At 69.7% G+C, this 19,301-nt stretch carries 19 protein-coding genes and 1 tRNA gene; 12 read left to right on the top strand and 8 right to left on the bottom strand.

Annotation, left to right across the window (positions count from 1 at the left end; genetic code table 11):
* The first annotated feature begins 61 nt into the window (after positions 1 to 61).
* The 5 genes from AC1ECW_RS00355 to AC1ECW_RS00335 all read left to right on the top strand — a co-directional run bounded on the left by AC1ECW_RS00355 (position 62) and on the right by AC1ECW_RS00335 (position 4,186).
* Complete coding sequence (locus AC1ECW_RS00355; RefSeq protein ID WP_481200915.1) at positions 62 to 994, top strand: ATP-binding cassette domain-containing protein; 933 nt, start codon at positions 62 to 64, stop codon at positions 992 to 994.
* A gap of 22 nt (positions 995 to 1,016) precedes the next feature.
* Positions 1,017 to 1,802, top strand: coding sequence for an ABC transporter permease (locus AC1ECW_RS00350; protein ID WP_481200914.1), 786 nt, complete (start codon positions 1,017 to 1,019; stop codon positions 1,800 to 1,802).
* A gap of 10 nt (positions 1,803 to 1,812) precedes the next feature.
* Positions 1,813 to 2,157, top strand: coding sequence for a divalent-cation tolerance protein CutA (cutA, locus tag AC1ECW_RS00345; protein ID WP_409703586.1), 345 nt, complete (start codon positions 1,813 to 1,815; stop codon positions 2,155 to 2,157).
* 5 nt (positions 2,158 to 2,162) lie between these two features.
* Entirely contained in the window at positions 2,163 to 4,061 is a 1,899-nt protein-coding gene (dsbD, locus tag AC1ECW_RS00340) for a protein-disulfide reductase DsbD (RefSeq protein ID WP_481201206.1), read from the top strand.
* Between the two features lie 48 nt (positions 4,062 to 4,109).
* Positions 4,110 to 4,186 (top strand) — tRNA-Met (locus AC1ECW_RS00335).
* Positions 4,187 to 4,257: 71 nt separating this feature from the next.
* Here the strand turns inward: AC1ECW_RS00335 and AC1ECW_RS00330 are convergent.
* Entirely contained in the window at positions 4,258 to 5,418 is a 1,161-nt protein-coding gene (locus tag AC1ECW_RS00330) for a sensor domain-containing diguanylate cyclase (protein WP_481200913.1), read from the bottom strand.
* Between the two features lie 213 nt (positions 5,419 to 5,631).
* Between AC1ECW_RS00330 and AC1ECW_RS00325 the strand changes: the two genes are divergently transcribed.
* Both AC1ECW_RS00325 and AC1ECW_RS00320 read left to right on the top strand, forming a co-directional pair.
* Complete coding sequence (locus tag AC1ECW_RS00325; protein ID WP_409703578.1) at positions 5,632 to 6,528, top strand: Crp/Fnr family transcriptional regulator; 897 nt, start codon at positions 5,632 to 5,634, stop codon at positions 6,526 to 6,528.
* 119 nt (positions 6,529 to 6,647) lie between these two features.
* A complete protein-coding gene (locus AC1ECW_RS00320; protein WP_481200912.1) occupies positions 6,648 to 7,682 on the top strand; it encodes an AraC family transcriptional regulator in 1,035 nt (344 codons plus the stop codon).
* Here AC1ECW_RS00320 and AC1ECW_RS00315 read toward each other — a convergent pair.
* Entirely contained in the window at positions 7,649 to 8,587 is a 939-nt protein-coding gene (locus AC1ECW_RS00315; RefSeq protein WP_481200911.1) for a DUF6279 family lipoprotein, read from the bottom strand. The genes AC1ECW_RS00320 and AC1ECW_RS00315 overlap by 34 nt on opposite strands.
* On the opposite strand from AC1ECW_RS00315, the gene glmU reads away from it, so the two are divergent.
* Together glmU and AC1ECW_RS00305 are read left to right on the top strand one after the other, a co-directional pair.
* Positions 8,586 to 9,965 (top strand): bifunctional UDP-N-acetylglucosamine diphosphorylase/glucosamine-1-phosphate N-acetyltransferase GlmU, encoded by a 1,380-nt coding sequence (glmU, locus tag AC1ECW_RS00310; RefSeq protein ID WP_481200910.1) that lies wholly within the window; start codon positions 8,586 to 8,588, stop codon positions 9,963 to 9,965. The two genes, AC1ECW_RS00315 and glmU, sit on opposite strands and share 2 nt — an antisense overlap.
* A complete protein-coding gene (locus AC1ECW_RS00305) occupies positions 9,962 to 10,180 on the top strand; it encodes a cysteine-rich CWC family protein (protein ID WP_409703564.1) in 219 nt (72 codons plus the stop codon). The genes glmU and AC1ECW_RS00305 overlap by 4 nt, the downstream gene beginning before the upstream one ends.
* Here the strand turns inward: AC1ECW_RS00305 and AC1ECW_RS00300 are convergent.
* The 6 genes from AC1ECW_RS00300 to AC1ECW_RS00275 all read right to left on the bottom strand — a co-directional run bounded on the left by AC1ECW_RS00300 (position 10,156) and on the right by AC1ECW_RS00275 (position 15,347).
* Positions 10,156 to 10,659, bottom strand: coding sequence for a transcriptional repressor (locus AC1ECW_RS00300; protein WP_481200909.1), 504 nt, complete (start codon positions 10,657 to 10,659; stop codon positions 10,156 to 10,158). The genes AC1ECW_RS00305 and AC1ECW_RS00300 overlap by 25 nt on opposite strands.
* A complete protein-coding gene (locus AC1ECW_RS00295) occupies positions 10,656 to 11,426 on the bottom strand; it encodes a metal ABC transporter permease (protein WP_409703558.1) in 771 nt (256 codons plus the stop codon). Before AC1ECW_RS00295 ends, AC1ECW_RS00300 begins: the two co-directional genes overlap by 4 nt.
* Complete coding sequence (locus AC1ECW_RS00290) at positions 11,423 to 12,361, bottom strand: metal ABC transporter substrate-binding protein (protein WP_481200908.1); 939 nt, start codon at positions 12,359 to 12,361, stop codon at positions 11,423 to 11,425. The genes AC1ECW_RS00295 and AC1ECW_RS00290 overlap by 4 nt, the downstream gene beginning before the upstream one ends.
* A complete protein-coding gene (locus tag AC1ECW_RS00285; RefSeq protein WP_481200907.1) occupies positions 12,345 to 13,496 on the bottom strand; it encodes a hypothetical protein in 1,152 nt (383 codons plus the stop codon). Before AC1ECW_RS00285 ends, AC1ECW_RS00290 begins: the two co-directional genes overlap by 17 nt.
* Positions 13,480 to 14,763, bottom strand: a complete 1,284-nt coding sequence (locus AC1ECW_RS00280) for a hypothetical protein (RefSeq protein WP_481200906.1) — start codon at positions 14,761 to 14,763, stop codon at positions 13,480 to 13,482. The genes AC1ECW_RS00285 and AC1ECW_RS00280 overlap by 17 nt, the downstream gene beginning before the upstream one ends.
* Before the next feature lie 89 nt (positions 14,764 to 14,852).
* Positions 14,853 to 15,347 carry an Lrp/AsnC family transcriptional regulator gene (locus tag AC1ECW_RS00275; protein WP_481200905.1) on the bottom strand — a complete coding sequence of 165 codons (495 nt, stop codon included), beginning with the start codon at positions 15,345 to 15,347 and terminating at the stop codon, positions 14,853 to 14,855.
* Positions 15,348 to 15,484: 137 nt separating this feature from the next.
* Here AC1ECW_RS00275 and glmS point away from each other — a divergent pair, with 137 nt between their 5' ends.
* The 3 genes from glmS to AC1ECW_RS00260 all read left to right on the top strand — a co-directional run bounded on the left by glmS (position 15,485) and on the right by AC1ECW_RS00260 (position 19,246).
* On the top strand, positions 15,485 to 17,365 hold the full coding sequence (gene glmS / locus AC1ECW_RS00270) for a glutamine--fructose-6-phosphate transaminase (isomerizing) (protein ID WP_481200904.1): 1,881 nt from the start codon (positions 15,485 to 15,487) through the stop codon (positions 17,363 to 17,365).
* A 217-nt stretch (positions 17,366 to 17,582) separates the two neighbouring features.
* The gene (locus AC1ECW_RS00265) at positions 17,583 to 18,857 is read left to right on the top strand and encodes a PQQ-dependent sugar dehydrogenase (RefSeq protein WP_481200903.1); all 1,275 of its coding nucleotides are present in this window, start codon (positions 17,583 to 17,585) and stop codon (positions 18,855 to 18,857) included.
* 80 nt (positions 18,858 to 18,937) lie between these two features.
* The gene (locus AC1ECW_RS00260) at positions 18,938 to 19,246 is read left to right on the top strand and encodes a c-type cytochrome (protein WP_481200902.1); all 309 of its coding nucleotides are present in this window, start codon (positions 18,938 to 18,940) and stop codon (positions 19,244 to 19,246) included.
* Positions 19,247 to 19,301 lie beyond the last annotated feature (55 nt).

Raw genomic sequence — 19,301 nt, 5'->3', positions numbered from 1 at the left:
GGGCGGCGGCAATGGCCGCCGGCGGGCGAGGGATCCGGCTCTTTGGCACACTGACACGTCTATGTCCGCCCCGTCCCCGTCCGTGCTTTTTGCCGTCGAGCACCTGGTCAAGCGCTACAACGGCCACACGGTCGTCGATGACCTCAGTTTCGAGATCCGCGCCGGGGAGTGCCTGGGCGTGATCGGACCGAACGGGGCCGGCAAGACGACGACGATCCGGTTGTGCCTGGGCCTGACGGCGCCGCAGTCCGGACGCATCACCGCCTTCGGGATGGAGATGCCTGAGCGGCTGCGCGAGATCAAGCAGCGCCTGGGCGTGGTCAGCCAGTTCGACAGCCTGGATCCGGACTTCTCCTGTACCGAGAATCTGGTCGTGTACGCCCGCTACTTCGGGGTGCCTCGCGCGGTGGTGGCGCAACGTGTGCCGAGACTGCTGGAGTTTGCGGCCCTGCAGTCCAAGGCCCGGGCCAAGCCGGCCGAGCTCTCGGGCGGTATGCGCCGGCGCCTGAGCCTGGCACGGGCCTTGGTGAACGACCCGGACCTGCTGTTGCTGGACGAGCCGACGACGGGCTTGGACCCGCAGGCGCGCCACCTGATGTGGGAGCGGCTCAAGGAGCTGCTGCAGCAGGGCAAGTCCATCCTGCTGACGACCCACTTCATGGACGAGGCTGAGCGCCTGTGCGACCGGCTCATCGTGCTGGACCACGGGCGCAAGATCGCCGAAGGCACCCCGCGGGGACTGATCGCCGAGCACCTGGAGTCCGATGTGATCGAGGTCTATGGCCATGGCGCCCGGGACGCCGCGCGCAGCCTGCAGGCTTGGTGCGAGCGGGTGGAGCGCAGCGGCGAGACCACCTTTCTGTACCTCGACCGCCCGCAGCCGGTGCTGGAGCGCCTGGCCGCGCACGGCGGGGTGCGGTATCTGCACCGCCCGGCCAACCTGGAGGATCTGTTTCTCAAGCTCACCGGGCGGCAGATCCGCGACGATGCCTGAGTCATAGCACTGAGCCCATTCCATGCCCGAATCCTTCTACGCGCTTCCCCGCCTGAGCCGCCGTGTGTGGCCGGTGGTACAGCGCAACTTGCTGGTGTGGCGCAAGCTGGCTGTGCCCAGCTTGCTGGGCAACATCGCCGAGCCGTTGATCGTGCTGGTGGCCTTCGGCTACGGCCTGGGCGCCCTGGTGGGCGAGGTGCAGGGGCTGCCCTACATTGTCTTCCTCGCCTCGGGCAGCATCTGCATGAGCACGATGTACGCCGCCTCCTTCGAGGCGCTGTACTCGGCCTTCTCCCGCATGCATGTGCAAAAGACCTGGGACGGCATCATGAATGCACCGGTGGCACTGGACGACATCGTCTTCGCCGAAATGCTGTGGGCGGCGCTCAAGGCGCTGTTCTGCGCGGTGGCGATCGCCGGGGTGCTGATCGTGCTGGACATCAGCCGAGAACCGACCCTGCTGCTGGCCGTGCCGTTGCTGTTCCTGGTGGGCATCACCTTCGCTTCGGTCGCCCTGGTGTTCAACGCGCTGGCACGCAACTACGACTTCTTCACGTACTACTTCACCCTGGTGCTCACGCCGATGACCTTCTTGTCGGGCATCTATTTCCCGCTGGAGCAACTGCCGCAGGCGCTGCAGGCGGTGGCGATGGCGCTGCCGCTGACGGCGGCGGTGGAGCTCGTGCGGCCGCTGGTGGTGGGCCAGTGGCCGGCCGACTGGGGACGCGCGCTGGCCGTGCTGGGCCTGTATGCCGCCGGGGGCTACTATGTGGCGCTGGCCTTGACGCGCCGGCGTTTTTTCCGTTGAGGGCCCGATCATGAACGACCCCGCTGTGCACGAGGTGCTCGTCGCACTGAGCACCGCCCCCGATGAGGCCACGGCCCGCCGTCTGGCCCGCCAGCTCGTGGAGGAGTCGCTGGTGGCCTGTGTGAACCTGCTGGGCGCGGCGCAGTCCATCTACCGTTGGCAGGGCCGGGTGGAGGAGGCCGGGGAGTGCGTGATGCTGATCAAGACCACCCGGGCTGCCTGGCCCCGCCTGAAGGAGCGGTTGCCGCAATTGCACCCCTATGAGGTGCCGGAGCTGCTCGCGCTGGAGGTGGCGGATGGACATGCGCCCTACCTGGCCTGGGTGTTCGACAACGTGAAGGAGAGCGATCGGTGAGGCCCATGATCCGATGGTTGGGGGCCGTGCTCCTCGGGCTGGGCTGGGTGCTCGGCGCGGGGGCCGGCCAGGACTTCCTCGAGCCGGAGCAGGCCTTCCGCCACAGCGCCCGCGTGCTCGATGAGCGCACGCTGGAGCTGCGTTTCGAGATCGCGGACGGCTATTACATGTACCGGGAGCAGTTCGCCTTCACCGCGCCCTCGGCCACCCTGGGCCCGCCACGGATCCCGCCAGGGCAGATCAAGTACGACACCACCTTCGAGAAGGACGTCGAGAGCCATCGCGGCGAACTGCGGATCCATCTGCCGGTGCAGGCCGCGCCGCCGGAGGGCTTTCGGCTGGTGGTGCGCAGCCAGGGGTGTGCCGACCTGGGACTGTGCTATCCCCCGATGGAGCACGAGCACGAGGTGAGCCTGCGGGCCTTTGGCGCGGCGCAGGACCGTGTGCGGCTGCTGCGCATCGATGACCGCAGCGTGGGCGGCGCTGCGGGCGCGCTCTCGCAGGGGCTGTCGGCGCTGTGGGGGACGACGGCGCAAGCCCAGGCCGTGGCGGAGGGGGCACGCAGCGAGGCGCTGGTGAACACGCCCTCGCCGGTGGACGCCTCGCGCATCGAGGCCGTGCTGGCCTCGGGTCGCTGGCTGCCGGTGGTGGCGGTGTTCTTTGCCGCGGGGGTGCTGCTGTCGCTGACCCCGTGCGTGCTGCCGATGCTGCCCATCCTGTCGTCGTTGATCGTCGGGCAGGCCGACGCGCAGGCGCAGACGGTGACCCGTGGTCGCGCTCTGGCGCTGGCGGCCAGCTATTCGCTCGGGATGGCCCTGGTCTACACCGCCCTGGGCCTGGCGGCGGGATGGGCTGGCGAAGGTCTGGCTGGGATGCTGCAGCAGCCCTGGGTGCTCACGCTGTTTGCCGCGTTGCTCGGGGCCCTGGCGCTGTCGATGTTCGGCTTTTATGAGTTGCAATTGCCCAGGGCTTGGCGTGAGCGCCTGGTCTCGGCCAGCGAGCGCACGCGCGGTGGGCGGCTGTGGGGGGTGTTCGTGATGGGCGGCCTGTCCGCCTTGATCGTGAGCCCCTGCGTGGCCGCGCCGCTGGCCGGGGCGCTGGTCTACATCAGCCAGACACGCGACATGGGCCTGGGGGGTGCAGCGCTGTTCTCGCTGGCCGCGGGCATGAGCGTGCCGCTGTTGCTGCTGGGCGCCTCGGCGGGCCATTGGCTGCCGCGGTCGGGGGCCTGGATGGAGCAGGTCAAGCATTTCTTCGGTGTGCTGTTGCTGGCCGTGGCGCTGTGGATGCTGCAGTCGGTGCTGCCCGGGGCAGTGAGCATGCTGCTGTGGGGCGGCCTGCTGCTGGTGTCGGCCGTCTACCTGCGTGTGTTCGACAGCCTGCATGCGGGCGCTCGCGGCTGGGCCCGGTTTTTCAAGGGCGTGGGTGTGGTGCTGGCCGTGCTGGGGGTGCTGCAACTGGTCGGCGCGGCCTCGGGGGGCAGCGACCCCTGGCAGCCCCTGCGTCACTTGGCGGCCCGCGGTGAGACGCCCTCTGCCGCCGGTGTGCGGTTCCAGCGTGTGGCCAGCGTGGAGGAGCTGGAACGGGTGGTGGCGGCTGCTGGGCGGCCCGTGATGCTGGACTTCTATGCGGACTGGTGCGTGTCGTGCAAGGAGATGGAGACCTTCACCTTCAGCGACCCGCGTGTGCAGGCGGCGCTGTCCGGGGCTCTGTTGCTGCAGGCCGACGTGACGCGCAACAGCCCGCAGGACCGGGCCTTGCTGCGGCGTTTCCGCCTGTTCGGCCCCCCGGGCATCGTCTTCTTCGACGCCCAGGGGCGCGAGGTCGAGGGCGTGCGCGTGATCGGCTTCCAGTCGGCCGAGCGCTTTCTGCACAGCCTGGCGGCCGCCGGACTGCGGCCCTGACTCGTCTTGCAGCGCAACAAGAGATCGTGCTAGAATGTCAGCTTCTGACGCGGGGTGGAGCAGTCTGGTAGCTCGTTGGGCTCATAACCCAAAGGTCGCAGGTTCAAATCCTGCCCCCGCAACCAAACAAATCCAATACGCCAGCAAAAACGCCAGCCGATCGCGCTGGCGTTTTGCGTTGGTGCTGCACAGTCCATCACACCAGCGTCACCCGGTTGCGGCCGTGGCGCTTGCTCTCGTAGAGCGCCTGGTCGGCGCGCACCAGGACATCGTCGATGCGGCCGTCGGATGGGGCGGCGCTGGCCACTCCGATGCTCGCCGTGACCGGCAAGGGGCCGGCCGTGGTGGGGGCCGGGGTGGTGGCGATCACGCGGCACAGGCGTTCGCAGGCCTGTCGGGCGCCGGCGGCGTCGGTCGAGGGCATCAGCAGCAGGAATTCCTCACCGCCGTGGCGCGAAAGCCGGTCGATGGGGCGGACCTGGGCCTGCAAGGTGGTGGCCACATGACGCAGCACCTGGTCGCCCACGTCGTGGCCATGGGTGTCGTTGACGGCCTTGAAGTGGTCGATGTCGAGCAGGCCCACGGACAGCGGGGTGCGGTGGCGTGTGAACCTGAGCCATTCGTCGTGCAGCACCTCACCCATCGCGCGCCGGTTGAGCAGGCCGGTCAGCACATCGGTGCGTGACAGCGCGTCGAGGCGGCGCATCACGCGCGCCATCAGCATGCCGCCATAGGCGAAGTTGATGAAGGCCGAGATGATCTGCGCCGCGTAGGCGAAGCCGGGATTGGCCGCCGTGGTGGAGACGATGTCGGAGGGCAGGCGGGGTTGCAGCAGGACCTCGGCGATGCGCAGGCTCAGCAGCAGGGCCATCAGCGAGGCGGTGCCGTTGATCAGCCAGGACAGGCGTGCGCCGAATTCCTGTGCCATGGGTCGGTGCACCGCCATCACGGCGCGCACGATCACCCACACGATCACGCTGGCGACCACCACCACGCGTGCCGATGCTTGGTCCGGGGCCGGGCCGACCGCCAGCGAGGCCAGCATCGCCAGCGCCCCCACCCACCGGCGCTCGCGGGTCTGTTCTTCGAGTCCGAAGAAGGCCGTGACCCCGCGCCAGACCATGAGATAGGACGCGATCACGCACAGATTGGAGGCGGTGACGCTCCACCAGGCAGACAGCGGGCCACCGCGGCCGGCCATCAGCAGCAGGGCCGCCGCATGAAAGCCGCAGAAGCCCACGAAGTGCCAGGCGGTGTGGCGGTGCTCGCGGATCAAGGCCGCCACCATCATCCATCCCATGGCGTAGAGGGCCTGGGTGAGGCCCGTCGAGATGAACAGCGGGGCGATTGTCTCCATCGGTCATCGGGAGGTTCGTCGTTGTTGACCGGCTGTGCATAAATTTCGGCACCAGCGAGTCCCATGTTCAGGGGCCTGGCACAAGAAGGCAAGAATTCGGCCCGAATCGCGAATGACGTATTTCACGGCGCTTCGTACATTGAGCCCGATCCGAGGCCGCGGTGTGTGCCCTCTGCGGGCGCCGCGGTGTGGCCTGATGTCCTGGAAGTGCCCATGTCCGCCCTCCTGAGCTCCCTTCCCGCCGCTTTGCGCATGTCGTCGGGCCTGTCTTCCCCCGTCTGGCGCGGCGGTGTGGCCGCCACCGACCTGGGCATGGACGAGCTGGTCAGCCTGCAGGCCGGGGCCTGGTTTGGCACGCTGTCGGAAGCGCTGCGCTGTGCGGTGCTGGCCCGTGCGCGGGTGCATCGCGTGGCCTCGGGCGCCGTCCTGGCCCGGCGCGGCAGTGCGGCGACCGACTGGATCGGCGTGCTCCGTGGCGCCGTGCGCCTGGGCACCGTGCTGCGCGACGGGCGGCCCTTCACGCTCGACCTGGTGGGGCCCGGACAGTGGTTCGGCGACATCGCGCTGATCGATGGCAAGCCCAACGACCTCGATGTCGTGGCCCAGGTGCCGTCCACGGTGCTGAGGGTCTCGCAGACGGATTTGCGTCGGCTCACCGCCGACCACCCCGAGCTGCGCGATGCGCTGATGATGCTGAACTGCCAGCGCCTGCGGCACATGTTCCGCCGCTTCGAGGAACTGCACACGCTGCCTTTGGCGCAACGCCTGGCGCGGCAGGTGTTGCGGCTCGGGCGTCATTTCGGACGCCAGTGTGCCGAGGAGGTCCGCATCGAGCTGCGCATCTCGCAAAGCGATCTGGCGGCGATGGTGGGCGGCAGTCGCCAGCGCGTCAATGCGGCCCTGCGTCAGCTCCAGGCTTTGGGCCTGGTGCGGCTGGGCGAGGCGCGCCTGTCGATGTTGGACGCTTCCCGGCTCCAGGAACTGGCCGATGCCGATGCGCAGTGGTGGATGCAGTTGGGGCGGCGCGGCACGCCGCGCACGTCGCGGTCCGCGGCCGCGGCGGTCGACGGGCTGCAGGACTTGGCCCGGGCCTGGTCGCGGCCCGGCTGAGCCGCCCGGGTGGGCGGTCAGGGGACGGCCGGCGCGGCCGGGTGCGCTGACGGGTCGAAGCATGCTAGGGTTCGGGCTCGCGCGGCCGTTGCCGGATGCCGCGCCGGGAGCCTTGAGCCTTGTCTGTCCGTGCCCCCTCGATGATGACGCCCACCTTGTCGATGGGCTATGTGCGGGCCCTCTTCGAGGCCAGCGGCGCCAGTCAGGCCGATGTGCAGGCGGCGCTGGTCGAGGCCGGTGTGTCCCCGGTGCTGATGCAGCACACGGGTGCTCGCGTGACGGAGGCGCAGTTCGCCGCGCTCTACCGCGCCCTGGTGCGTCGTCTGGACGACGAGATGCTGCACTTCTACTCGCGACCCCTGCGGCCCGGTGCGCTGAAGTTCACCTGCCTGAGTTTGTTGGACGCCCGCAATCTGCAGGTGGCCCTGCACCGTTGGACGCTGTTCCTGCGCATGCTGCAGGATGACTTCCGGCTGGAGGTGGGCGTGGTGCAGGGGTGGTGCCGCATCGCGCTGCAGCGCCATGAGGGCGCCCGGCCTCCGGCGGCGATTGCCGACGATCTGATGCTCAAGCTCGTGCATGGCGTGTGCTCCTGGCTGGTGGGACGCAAGCTGCCGCTGGAGCGGGTGGACTTCGCCTTCGAGGCGCCGGCGTTCGCTGAGGAGTACCAGAACCTCTACCCCGGGCCGGTGCGGTTCGGTCAGCCGGTGTCGGCTCTGTACCTGGATGCGGCCTGGCTGGAGTGGCCGCTGCGGCGCAGTGCCCAGGAACTGCCGGAGTTCCTGCGCCGTGCGCCCGAGGGCTGGATGTTTGCCGAATTCCGCCATGAGCGCCTGGCCCAGCAGGTGCGCGCTCACTTGTCCACGCATCTGCCGCAGGGGATGACGGCGCAGGCGACGGCGCGTGCGCTGAATTTGTCCCTGCGCACGCTGCACCGGCGGCTGGCCGACGAAGGCACGAGCTTCCAGCGCATCAAGGACGAGTTGCGACGCGATCTGGCGGTGCTCAAGCTCACGCGCACGCGCGAGCCCATCGCCGCGATCGGGATCGAACTGGGCTTTGACAGCGCGGCCTCCTTCCACCGGGCCTTCCGGCTGTGGACGGGGCAGACGCCGGGCGCCTACCGTGGCAGGGGCGGTTCGGCCCGGGACTGAGCCTGGTGTTCCCCGGGGGCGGGGCTGTCGGCGGCCAGGGCCCGCAGGTCCGCCTCCCAGCCGCGCAGGCGCTGCGCGGCGGTGTGTCGCTGCGCCGCGGTGGTGCGGTTGTGCAGGCCGGCCAGCAGCTCGCAGACGGCGGCCTCCCCGGCGGGGCCAGACGACGGGACGCCCACGGCGCGGCGGTACACCGCCTGCAGCGCGGCTTGCGTCTGGAGCAGGCCGGCCTCGCGCTCACGCAGGCGTGCCAGGGTGTTCAGCAGGTCGGCCTGACGGCGCTGGCGTTCGGCGAACCAGGCTTGCGGATCGAGCCGGGCCTCGGCCAGGGCCTGGGCGAGCCAGGTGCGCTGGTCGGCATCGAGCCGGCCGTACAGGCGCTGGGCACGCTGCACGGTTCGCTGCACCTGGGCCTGCAGGCGCTCGGCCGGGTCCTCGGGCAGCATCTCGCGGCGCAGGGCTTCGTCGTCGCGTTGCCACTGCCGTGCCAGGCGCGCGAGCTGAGCGGCGTCGAGGTCGCGGGCCAGCGGCGCCAGCAGTGGAAGCGCCCGATCCCAGGCGGTATCGCGCCAGGCCGACAGCTCGTCCAGCCAGCGGCAGGTCTGCGGCGGGGTGGTGTCCCGCAGCAGTTCCTGTTGGAGCCGGGCGAGGGCCTCGGCATAGCGGGGCAGTTCCTCGCGTCGGTGCCAGGCGAACCACTGTGCGATCGCGTCACGCACCCTGGGGGCCTGTGCCGGCGTGAAGCCGGCCAGGCGGTCGAGCCGCCAGTACACCAGGCTGGGGGCCTGCTCGTAGCCTACGCGCAGCAGGCTGCAACCGCTCAGCATCACCGCCAGCGTGACGGCCAGCGCGGCGGACCGGCAGCCGATAATGCGGCCCATCGACTGGATACGAGCGAACATTTCCATGGCACTGAACGTCGTCATCATGGCCGCGGGCCAGGGCACCCGCATGAAATCCTCGCTGCCCAAGGTCCTGCACCGGCTGGCCGGGCGAGCCCTATTGCAGCATGTGATCGACGCGGCTGCACGTCTGCAGGCCGATCGCCTGATTGCCGTCGTGGGGCATGGAGCCGACCAGGTGCGTGCGGCCATGGCGCCGGCGACGCCGCAGTTGCGCTTCGTGCTGCAGCAGCCGCAACTGGGCACGGGCCATGCGGTGCTGCAGGCCGTGCCCGAGCTGGCCGGTGAGGGGACCACGCTGATCCTCAACGGCGACGTGCCGCTGATCGATCCCGAGACCGCCCGCGCCTTGGTGGCCGCCTGCGACGGCCGGCGCCTGGCCCTGCTGACCGTGCACCTGGCCGACCCGACGGGCTATGGCCGCATCGTGCGTGAGGGGGCCGGCGTGCGCGCCATCATCGAGCACAAGGATGCCAGCCCCGAGCAGCGCGAGATCCGCGAGGTCTACACCGGCATGATGGCCGCGCCCACCGCCCATCTGAAACGCTGGCTGGCGCGGTTGAAGAACGACAACGCCCAGGGCGAGTACTACCTGACCGACGTGGTGGCCCTGGCGGTGGCCGAGGGGGTGGAGGTGGTGGCGGCCCACCCGGCCGACGAGATCGAGGTGCTGGGGGTGAACAGCCCGGCGCAACTGGCCGAGCTGGAGCGCCGCCTGCAGCGCCGCCAGGCCGAGCGCCTGATGGCCGAGGGGGTGCGCCTGGCCGACCCGGCGCGCTTCGACCTGCGCGGCACGCTGGCCTGCGGGCGCGACGTGGAGATCGACATCAACTGCGTGTTCGAAGGTCGCGTGGTGCTGGGCGATCATGTGCGCATCGGGCCGAACTGCGTCATCCGTAATGCGGAGATCGCTGACGGTGCGGTGATCCATGCCTACACCCATATCGACGGCGACACCCTGGGCGTGAAGGTGGGCGAGGGCGCGCTGGTCGGACCCTTCGCCCGCCTGCGCCCGGGCGCCGACCTGGGCCCCGAGGTGCACATCGGCAACTTCGTGGAAGTGAAGAACTCGACGCTGGCGCGCGGTGCCAAGGCCAACCACCTGGCCTACCTGGGCGACGCGACCGTGGGCGAGCGCGTGAACTACGGCGCGGGCAGCATCACGGCCAACTACGACGGGGCGAACAAGCACCGCACGGTGATCGGCGATGACGTGCATGTGGGCTCGAACTGCGTGCTGGTGGCGCCCATCACCTTGGGCGCAGGGGCCACCATCGGCGGGGGCAGCACGCTGTCGAAGGACGCGCCGGCCGGGCAGCTCACCGTGGCGCGTGCCAAGCAGGTGACGATCCCGGGCTGGCAACGCCCGCGGAAGAAGACGTGAGCACGACGCCGCCGATCGACACCGCCCGCTGTCCTTTGTGTGACGGGCCCAACGGCTGCGCGATGGCCCCGCAGGGCGATGCCTCCCGGCCCTGCTGGTGCACCACGGTGAGCTTGCGGCGCGAGACGCTGGCGCGCGTGCCGGCGCCGATGCGGGGCCGGGCCTGCATCTGCCGCCGCTGCGCCGGGTCTCAGGACGATGCGGGGGGTGACTGACAGGCCCCGCACACGCCCTTGATCTCGATGCCCGTGGCGTGGAAGCCCGGGGCGTCGTCCTGCAGGGCACGGCGAATGGCCTCGGTGGCCGGATCGTCGTGCATCTCGGTGACTTGGCCGCAGCGCGAGCACACGAGCATCATCGTGTGGTCGTGAGGGTGGGTGTGCGGGCTGTGATCGAGGTTGCACACGACGAAGCAGTTGAGCGCATCGACACGGTGGACGAGTTGCTGCTCCATCAGGAATTCGAGCGCGCGGTAGACCGTGGTGGGTGCCACCCGGCCATGGCGCTCGCGCATGTCGTCGTGCAGGTCATAGGCCTTGGCACTGCCCTGGCGCAACAGCAGCAGCTCCAGCACCTCGCGGCGCAGTGCGGTGAGCTGGGCCCCGCGTGCGGCGCACAGGGCCTGGGCGCGGTCCAGCCTGCGCGCCACCTCGGCCGGGCTCGGGCGTGGGGGAGAGGCGTTCGTGGGGCTCACGCATCCAGTGTAGCGCCGGCTCTGCGAGGCGGGCGCCACAGCCCGGTCAGGGCCACCAGCAGCCCGGCGGCCATCAGTGCCAGCACGACGCAAGGGCCGCTGGGCAGGTCCCAGGTCAGCGAGGCCAGCAAGCCGGCGGCCTGGGCCAGGGCCCCGAGCAGCACGCCGGCCCAGGCCCGGCCCAGGCGGGCGGCCACGGCCAGGGCGGGCACGATGAGCGTGGCGAACACGAGGTAGAGCCCCAGCAGGGGCACCGACAAGCTGACGAGCACGGCAAAGGCCGGGTAGAAGGCCGGGCCGTCCCACAGTGTGGCGCCTCCCACGCGGTGCAGCACCAGGAACACGGCGGTGGCTGCGGCCAGCACGGCCAACTGCTCCGGCAGCACCCACAGCACGTCGCCGGCGAGCACGGCAGCGAGCTTTTGTCCGCCATGGGGGTCGGCGCTGACCCACAGCAGCGCGGCGACGGCTGCGGCCACATAGACCAGGCCGATCAGGGCCTCGCGCCGCTCGGGCCAGGTCCGGCTGAGGGCGGCCACCAGCGCGGCCCCGGCCAGTGCGGCCAGCACACCGGCCAGGGCTGACACGGTGCAGTCCCCGCCGGTGAGGCTGTCGGCGATCAGCACGCCCAGGGCCGCCACCTGGGCCACGGCCAGGTCGATGAAGACGATGCCGCGACGCAGCACCTGCAGGCCCAGCGGCACATGGCTGAGCAGGACCAGCACACCGGCGGCCAGCGGCCAGCCCAGCACGGACAGCTCGTTCATCGACGCTGGGGCTCCGAGGCCTGCAGCGCGGCCAGCAAGTGGTCGATCAACTCGTCGAACAGGCCTTCCAGCGTGCGGGCGCGCCCCTGCTCGGTGACGGTGGCCGGCAGCACCTTGAGCGGCAAGCCGGTGCGCCCGGCCAGCCACTGGCCGGCTTGAGGGTCCTGGTGGCTGGCCTGCACGATGAAACGCGGCGGGTCCTCGGCCACGTCCTTGAGCACGCGCTGCAGGTGCGCCAGCGTGGGCGGCAGGCCGGGCCGGGGCTCCAGGTCGGCCACTTGCGTGAGGCCCAGCCATTCCCACAGGTAGGCGAAGGTGGTGTGCTGGGCCACCAGGGTGTGGCCCATCAGCGGCTCGGCCTTTTTCTCCCACCCGGCGATGCGTCGGTCCCAGTCGCGCAGCCACGCCGCGTGGCGCTCGCGCACGAGCGCAGCGCCGGCGGGGTCGATGCGGGCGAGGCGCTCGGCCAGGGCCTGGGCGACCTGCCTGAGCTTGCGGGGGTCGAGGTGGAAATGCGGGTTGCCTTCGGCATGCACGTCGCCCAGGCGGCGGTCCAGGTGGGTGTGGCCGTGGTCGTGCATCAGCGTCACGTGGTCGGCCGCGAAGAACATGCCCTCGCGCCCGTTGAACACGCGTGCGTTGCCCGCGCGCTGTTGCAGCATGGGCAGCCAGCCGGCTTCGAGCGAGGCGCCGGTGCACACCGCGAGGTCGGCCCGGCGCAGTGCACCGATGAGCGCGGGCCGGGCCTCGATGTGATGCGGGTCCTGCAGCGCATGCGTGGCGCTGGTCACGCGCGCCTGCGGGGCCAGCACCTTCACGAGCGCCGCCCATTCCGGCTCGCAGGTGAAGACCTCCAGTGCCTGAGCGGCCGGGGCGGCCAGCGCACAGCACAGCACCGCCACCCAGCGGCGCCAGTGTTCAGAAACCGTGCGCACCGTGGGCTCCCAGGCTCATCACGTATTGAAGCTGCACGCGGTGGCCGGCGTCGTCGAAGCCGCCGCGGTCGCGCTGGCCGGTGAGCTGCAGGCGCAGGGCCGAGAAGTGCGTGGGCTTCCAGGCCAGCATGGCACTGGCCTCGCGCAGGCGGCCGCTGTGGAAATGGTCGCCATGCGGCTCGCGCACGCGCAGCTCGTCCACGCGCACGCCGGCTTCCCACTGCGGGGCAAACCGGTACACCACCGAGAGATAGCCGGCCTCGTGCACGTCGCTCGAGCGGGCGAACTCGTTGAGGTCGCTCACGCGCGCATATTCGGCCGACACCCGCAATTGCCGCTGGCGGTTGTTGCCGCCCGGGGCCCATTTCCACACCGCGTCGGCGATGACGAGATGGCGTCCGCCGAAGCGGCTGCCGTGGGCATGGTCGTGCTCATGGCCGTGATCGGAGTCTTCCTCTTCCACCACGGCCTGGCGCCGGTTGTGCAGGTAGGACAGACCGAGCTGCCAGCTGTTCGAGGCATCCCAGTCGCCGCCGATCTTGGTGCTGGCGGTCAAGGCCCCGGCACGTGGATCGTTGCGCGATTGCGGCACGAGCTGGCGCCCGCTCAGCACCTCGACGGTGGAACGCCAGTACAGGCGTGTGGGGGCCGTCCAGCTCAGGCGCAGGCCGTCGTCGAAGTAGTGGCTGCCCAGGAAGGCGCGATACAGCAAGGGCCGCTCGACGAAGTCGTCGGCGTGCAGGTGCTGCTCGTTCAGGTAGCCCAGACCGGCCAGGAAGCGCCCGGCGCGCACCTGCAGGCCGGCCGGCAGCGTGGTGGTCTCGACGAAGGCTTCCTCGAGTTCCAGCTCGGTCTCGCCCTCGTGACTGTGCAGCACGGCGGTGGCACGGGCCTGGAAGAGGTTGTCCACGGCGCCCGAGAGGCTCAGCTCGTTGTGGCCGAGGGCCAAACCGCGTTCGCGCTGGGCCAGGGCGCCTTCGCGCGAGCTGAAGCCGCCATCGAGCACCAGACCGACCTCGATCAGTGACGGTGTGGGGGCCTTGGGGGCCTCGGGCGGGGTCTGGGCCCAGGCGGGGGTGGCGATCAGGCCGGCCCCGAGGGCCAGGGGCAGCAGGCGGTCAATGCGCAGGGTCATCATGTCGTTCGATGCCCACCCAGGTGAGCAGCGTGGGGTTGAAGTTCAGGGCGATGGGCTCGGCCAGGGTCGCGGTCTCGAGGTTCACGACCACGATGCGCGAGCCGGCGGGGTCGCTCAGGTAGGCGCGTTCGGCGGCGCGGTTCACCGCGATGGTGGGGAAGGGCGCCGCCGTGGGCATGTTGGCGATGGCAGGCAGCCTGGCGCGCACGGCCCAGCCGGCGTCGCCGTCGAGCACGTGCAGCGTGCCCTGGTCGTCCAGGATCAGCAGGTGGCGGCCCTCGGCGTCGATGGCGTGCGCGCGGCGGGTGCGGCCCTCGGCCCAGGGGATGCGGGTGATCGTGCCGGCGACCGGGTCGATCTCGAAGAAGTGGCCGGGCGAGGCGATGCCGATGAAGCTGCCGCGCTCGGGATGGCCGGTGATCGTGCCGATGCGCGCGCCCACTGGCATGTCGTCAGGGTTGGGCAGTTTGCGGGCGTTGAAGCTGCTGCCGTCCTGGGTGACGACGAGCACACCGTCGGTGCAGCCGAAGGCGCTGTGGCCTGCGTTGGAGTAGCTGCCGTGCAGGCCCGGGCAGAGGGGGTCGAAACGCTGCAAGAAGGTGTAGCCGCTGCCATTGCGCTGGTAGAGCTCCACCTGGGTGGGCAGGGTGCTGCCGCTGTCCGCTTCGCGATAGGTGGTGAGCAGGAAGCTGCCGCGCGGCTCGGCCGTGCCGTGCATCGCGCGCGCCAGGGTCAACGAGGCCAGCACCTGACGAGCGGCAATGCGGGTATCGGTGAGCACCACGGCCTGGGCCGGCGCACCGCTGGCGTCCAGGCCGTCCATGAAGAAGGCGCCCAGGCCCTCGTGCACCTCGTAGTGGGTGGGCCGCACGCCACCGAGGCGCCAGTCCACCAATGCCGGGTTGCGCTTGTAGTCGTGCAGGTGGTCGCCGTGGTCTTCCTGATAGATGCCGCCGTCGATCACCTGCACCTGGTCCTGCGTGCGCTGCACGGCCAGGGCATAGCGCAAACCGGGGCTGGCGTACAGCGCCGAGGGCGCATGGTCGAGCGTGAAGTTCTGCACCACGGTGCCGCCGTCGAGGTCGAGCACGCGCACGGTCGTGCTGCCGTCGGCGATCACCAGCCGGCCCAGGGTGTCGATGTGGTAGTGGTCGTCATGCTCGTCGCTGCTGCCGCCGCCTCCGCAGGCCGCCAACAGCAAGGTGGTCGACAGGGCTGCCGCCAGCAGTCGCCGGCGGCCCCGCAGGAAAGGGGATGGGGTCATGGCAGGGCCTCCTCGCCCGGAAGATGAACAACTGCAACGTTATAACATTGCAGTCAAGGGCCGCCAATGACCCAAGGCGTTGCCCGGGTTCAGGAGGAGGATGGTAGGCTCAGCGCGGGTTCGAACTTTGCGCGCTTCACAGAGAAGTAGGTTTTCACATTCCGGACATTGGCGTCGGTGGTGAAGAGCCGCTGCACGAGGGCGTGGTAGGCCTGCATGTCGGGCACCTGCACCACGAGCACGAAGTCGGGGCCGCTGCTGGTCCGGTAGCACTGCTGGACCCGCGGCTCGGCCACCGCGCGGGCTTCGAAGGCCGCCAGGCGTTCGGCGGCTTGCTGGTCGAGCGTGATCTCGACGATGGCCGTGAGCCCGGCGCCCAGCCGCTGCGGCGACAGCAAGGCCACACGGCGCTCGATCACGCCGGCCTCCACCAGCCGCCGCACCCGGCGCAGGCAGGTGGCCGGCGACACATGGCAGCGTTCGGCCAGGGCCTGGTTGCTCAAGGAGGCATCGCGCTGCAACTGCTCCAGCAGCCGCAGGTCGATGCCATCCAGGGGCAAGGCGGTGTCGGAAGAATAATTCATTATCAGATACGTTATGAATGATTATTCCATACTGGTTGTTTCGTGGTGGATTCCTATCGATTGGCCATGATTTCGCAAGAACATTTCATGCTGCCTTGCCTAGCATCCCGGCATCGTTTCCCTCACGGAGCTTGTTCATGTGCGGCATCGTCGGCGCCACCAGCCAGCGCAATATCGTCCCCGTTCTGATCGAAGGCCTGAAGCGCCTGGAGTACCGCGGCTATGACTCCTGCGGCGTGGCCGTGCACCAGGACGGCGGCCCGCGCCGCGCGCGCAGCACCTCGCGCGTGGCCGAACTGGAAGCCCAGGTGGCGCAAGACAGCGTGGCCGGCTACACCGGCATCGCCCACACCCGCTGGGCCACGCACGGCGCGCCGGCGGTGCACAACGCTCACCCGCACTTCTCGCACGGCACCGGGGCCGATGCCTACACCGCACGCCCCGCACGCATCGCCCTCGTGCACAACGGCATCATCGAGAACCACGACGAACTGCGCGCCGAGCTGCAGGGCAAGGGCTACACCTTTGCCAGCCAGACCGACACCGAAGTCATCGCCCACCTGGTGGACCATCTCTACGATGGCGATCTTTTCGATGCCGTCAAGCGCGCCACGCTGCGCCTGCGCGGCGCTTACGCCATTGCCGTGTTCTGCCGCGACGAACCCCACCGCGTGGTGGGCGCCCGCGAGGGCTCGCCGCTGGTGCTGGGCGTGGGCGCGGCCGATGCGGGCGAGAACTTCCTCGCCTCCGACGCGATGGCCCTGGCGGGCGTGACCGACCAGATCGTCTACCTGGAAGAAGGTGACGTGGTGGACCTGCAACTCGGCCGCTACTGGATCGAGTCGCGCACCGCCCATGCGCCGCACGACCGTTACGAGCGTGTCGAGCGGCCGGTGCGCACCGTGCTGGCCCACACCGGTGCGGCCGAGCTGGGCCCCTACCGGCACTACATGCAAAAGGAAATCTTCGAGCAGCCGCGCGCCATCGCCGACACGCTCGACGCCGTGCAGGCCATCACGCCCGAACTCTTTGGTGACGGGGCCTACTCGGTGTTCAAGGAGGTTGAACAGGTGCTCATCCTGGCTTGCGGCACCAGCTACTACGCGGGCTGCACCGCCAAGTACTGGCTCGAATCGATCGCCAAGATTCCCACCAGCGTGGAGATCGCCAGCGAATACCGCTATCGCGACAGCGTGCCGCACCCCAGGACGCTGGTCGTCACGATCACGCAGTCCGGTGAAACCGCCGACACGCTGGCCGCGCTCAAGCATGCGCGCAGCCTGGGCATGCCCCACACGCTCACGGTGTGCAACGTGGCCACCAGTGCGATGGTGCGCGAGTGCAAGCTGGCCTACATCACGCGTGCGGGTGTGGAGATCGGTGTGGCCTCGACCAAGGCCTTTACGACGCAGCTCGTGGGCCTGTTCCTGCTGACGCTGGCGCTGGCCCAGGTGCGTGACCGCCTCACCGACGAAGAAGAGGCGGCCCACCTGAAGGCCCTGCGCCACCTGCCCGTGGCCCTGCAGGCCGTGCTGGCGCTGGAGCCCCAGGTGATCGCCTGGGCCGAGGACTTTGCCCGCAAGGACCATGCATTGTTCCTGGGCCGCGGCCTGCACTACCCCATTGCACTGGAAGGTGCTTTGAAGCTCAAGGAGATCAGCTACATCCACGCCGAGGCCTACCCGGCCGGTGAGCTCAAGCATGGCCCGCTGGCGCTGGTGACCGACCAGATGCCCGTGGTGACCGTGGCCCCCAATGACACCCTGCTGGAAAAGCTCAAGAGCAACATGCAGGAAGTGCGCGCGCGCGGCGGCGAGCTCTACGTCTTCGCTGATGCCGACACCCGCATCGAAAGCGAACCCGGCGTGCATGTCATCCGCATGCCCGAACACTACGGCAAGCTCTCCCCCATCTTGCACGTGGTGCCGCTGCAGTTGCTGGCCTATCACACGGCCTGCGCGCGAGGAACGGATGTGGACAAGCCGAGGAACCTCGCGAAGAGTGTGACGGTGGAGTGAGCCGCACACGCGGCTTCTTGCCGATGGGCCCGCAGCCCGCAGCCGCAGCGCGGCCGTGGGCGCGGCGGGGAGGAGGGGGGCGGCGTCGATGCTGCACCGCCGCACATCGTCATACCGCGGATCGCACGGCAGCCTTGAACGGCGTCGGGCTGCGGCCTAGATTGAGTCCGTGGCGCTCGTGTGAAGCGCCCTGGCGACAACGACGAGGAGACCCGCGATGTATCGACCCATGATGGGGGCGCTGGCTTGCGCCCTGGCCGCTTGCGCCACACCCACCGGTGTCACGACGGGCATGCAGCCTGCCGTGCCCTCGCTTTCGCACACGGTCGTGCTGACCAAACTCGACAGCCCCTGGGACATGGCTTTCCTTCCGGACGGCACCATGTTCTTCACCGAGAAGTGCCAAGGACTCTCGGTGCGACACACCAACGGCACCGTGGTGAAGCTCTTGGGGATGAAGGATGCCAAGGGCTACGCGTCCATCGCCAATGACCTGTTTTGCGAAGGCCAGGCGGGCATGGCCGGGGTGGCCGTCGATCCGAACTTCGCCAGCAACCGCTTCGTCTATGTCTACGCGTCCTCGAGCCTGACCCCACCCGGCACCAACCGCGTGATCCGGCTGCGGGTCAACGATGCGCTGACTGCCGTGTCCGACCGCACGGACATCGTCACCGACATCCCGTACAAGCCGCGGGCCAGCAACCACCCCTTCGGCGGCCCGGGCGCGCACAACGGCGGGCGCATCCGCTTCAGCCCCGGTGACGGTTACCTCTACGTGACCACGGGCGACACGCACAACGGGCAAGTGCCGCAGAGCCCGACCCTGCTGGGCGGCAAGGTTCTGCGCATCGACCGCGATGGCAAGGCCGCGCCGGGCAATGGCGCGCCGGCAGGCTTCGACCCGCGGATCTACACCTACGGCCATCGCAATCCGCAAGGCATCACCTTCCGTCCCGGCACCCACCAGCCGTTCACGGCCGAGAACGGCCCCTGGCACAGCGACGAGGTGACGGCCCTGGTGCCCGGGGGCAATGCCGGCTGGGATCCGCGCCCGAACATGGCGGGCCGTGGCCCCTGCCCGGACGACTACTGCGGCTACAGCCCCAACCAGATGGGCCCGATGGACCCGAAGCAGCGGGCCGCCTTCATGCCGATGACCGATACCAGGACCTACCCCAATGCGATGAGGCCGGCCTGGAACAATGACGGTTTGTCGCAGGGCATGTTCGGTGCGACCTTCGTGAGCGGAGCGCAGTGGAAAGCGTGGAACGGCCGGATGCTCGTCGGCTTCGGCGGCATCGGCATCCACGGAACGCCGGTGGGCAACCGGATCGACGTGCTCGACATCGCGCCCAACGGGCTGTCGGCCACGCGCACCACGGTGAACCTGCCGATGCCGGCCGCACGCTTCCGTTCGCTGGTGCAGGGCCCGGACGGCAACCTGTATGTGGCAACCGACGAGGGCACGATCTCCCGTCTGACGCCCAACTGAGGGCGCTGGCCAGTGACCGTGGTGTGCTGCATTCGCGGCGGGCGCGCAGCGTCCCCCACGAGTTTTCTGTGAGTCAACCGATGAAGCGCGTACCCGTCCCTTGGCTGCTGGGCTTGTGGCTGATCAGTGGTGCGGCGTGGGCCGACGACGAGTTGTACAAGACCAAGAACTGCATGGCCTGTCACCGGGTGGACCGCAGTTCCCTGGGTCCATCGTTCAAGAGCATCGCGGCCAAGTATGCCGGCGACCAAGGGGCCGAGGAGCGGCTGGCGGCCAAGATCCGCGAAGGCGGCGTGGGTGTCTGGGGTCAGGTGCCGATGCCGGCGCAACCCCAGGTGTCGGCCGAAGAAGCAAAGACGCTGGCGCGCTGGATTCTTGGAATCCAGTGAGCCGAGCGGCCCGCCGTTCGCGGCCGGGCCGCAGCGCCGACGGCTCGGCCGTGGT

Source organism: Caldimonas hydrothermalis, from assembly GCF_056746695.1.
The sequence above is the reverse complement of the archived record's forward strand: the minus strand, read 5'-3'. Positions and strand labels throughout refer to the sequence as shown.

What these genes read in the sequence shown, in the direction of transcription:
- AC1ECW_RS00325 (WP_409703578.1), top strand. Translation starts at nt 5,632, where the DNA reads ATGTCCGCCCTCCTGAGCTCCCTTCCCGCCGCTTTGCGCATGTCGTCG.
- glmU (WP_481200910.1), top strand. Translation starts at nt 8,586, where the DNA reads ATGGCACTGAACGTCGTCATCATGGCCGCGGGCCAGGGCACCCGCATG.
- AC1ECW_RS00260 (WP_481200902.1), top strand. Translation starts at nt 18,938, where the DNA reads ATGAAGCGCGTACCCGTCCCTTGGCTGCTGGGCTTGTGGCTGATCAGT.
- AC1ECW_RS00275 (WP_481200905.1), bottom strand. Translation starts at nt 15,347, where the DNA reads ATGAATTATTCTTCCGACACCGCCTTGCCCCTGGATGGCATCGACCTG.
- AC1ECW_RS00285 (WP_481200907.1), bottom strand. Translation starts at nt 13,496, where the DNA reads ATGACCCTGCGCATTGACCGCCTGCTGCCCCTGGCCCTCGGGGCCGGC.
- AC1ECW_RS00355 (WP_481200915.1), top strand. Translation starts at nt 62, where the DNA reads ATGTCCGCCCCGTCCCCGTCCGTGCTTTTTGCCGTCGAGCACCTGGTC.
- dsbD (WP_481201206.1), top strand. Translation starts at nt 2,163, where the DNA reads ATGATCCGATGGTTGGGGGCCGTGCTCCTCGGGCTGGGCTGGGTGCTC.
- AC1ECW_RS00265 (WP_481200903.1), top strand. Translation starts at nt 17,583, where the DNA reads ATGTATCGACCCATGATGGGGGCGCTGGCTTGCGCCCTGGCCGCTTGC.
- AC1ECW_RS00280 (WP_481200906.1), bottom strand. Translation starts at nt 14,763, where the DNA reads ATGACCCCATCCCCTTTCCTGCGGGGCCGCCGGCGACTGCTGGCGGCA.
- glmS (WP_481200904.1), top strand. Translation starts at nt 15,485, where the DNA reads ATGTGCGGCATCGTCGGCGCCACCAGCCAGCGCAATATCGTCCCCGTT.
- AC1ECW_RS00315 (WP_481200911.1), bottom strand. Translation starts at nt 8,587, where the DNA reads ATGGAAATGTTCGCTCGTATCCAGTCGATGGGCCGCATTATCGGCTGC.
- AC1ECW_RS00295 (WP_409703558.1), bottom strand. Translation starts at nt 11,426, where the DNA reads ATGAACGAGCTGTCCGTGCTGGGCTGGCCGCTGGCCGCCGGTGTGCTG.
- AC1ECW_RS00330 (WP_481200913.1), bottom strand. Translation starts at nt 5,418, where the DNA reads ATGGAGACAATCGCCCCGCTGTTCATCTCGACGGGCCTCACCCAGGCC.
- AC1ECW_RS00350 (WP_481200914.1), top strand. Translation starts at nt 1,017, where the DNA reads ATGCCCGAATCCTTCTACGCGCTTCCCCGCCTGAGCCGCCGTGTGTGG.
- cutA (WP_409703586.1), top strand. Translation starts at nt 1,813, where the DNA reads ATGAACGACCCCGCTGTGCACGAGGTGCTCGTCGCACTGAGCACCGCC.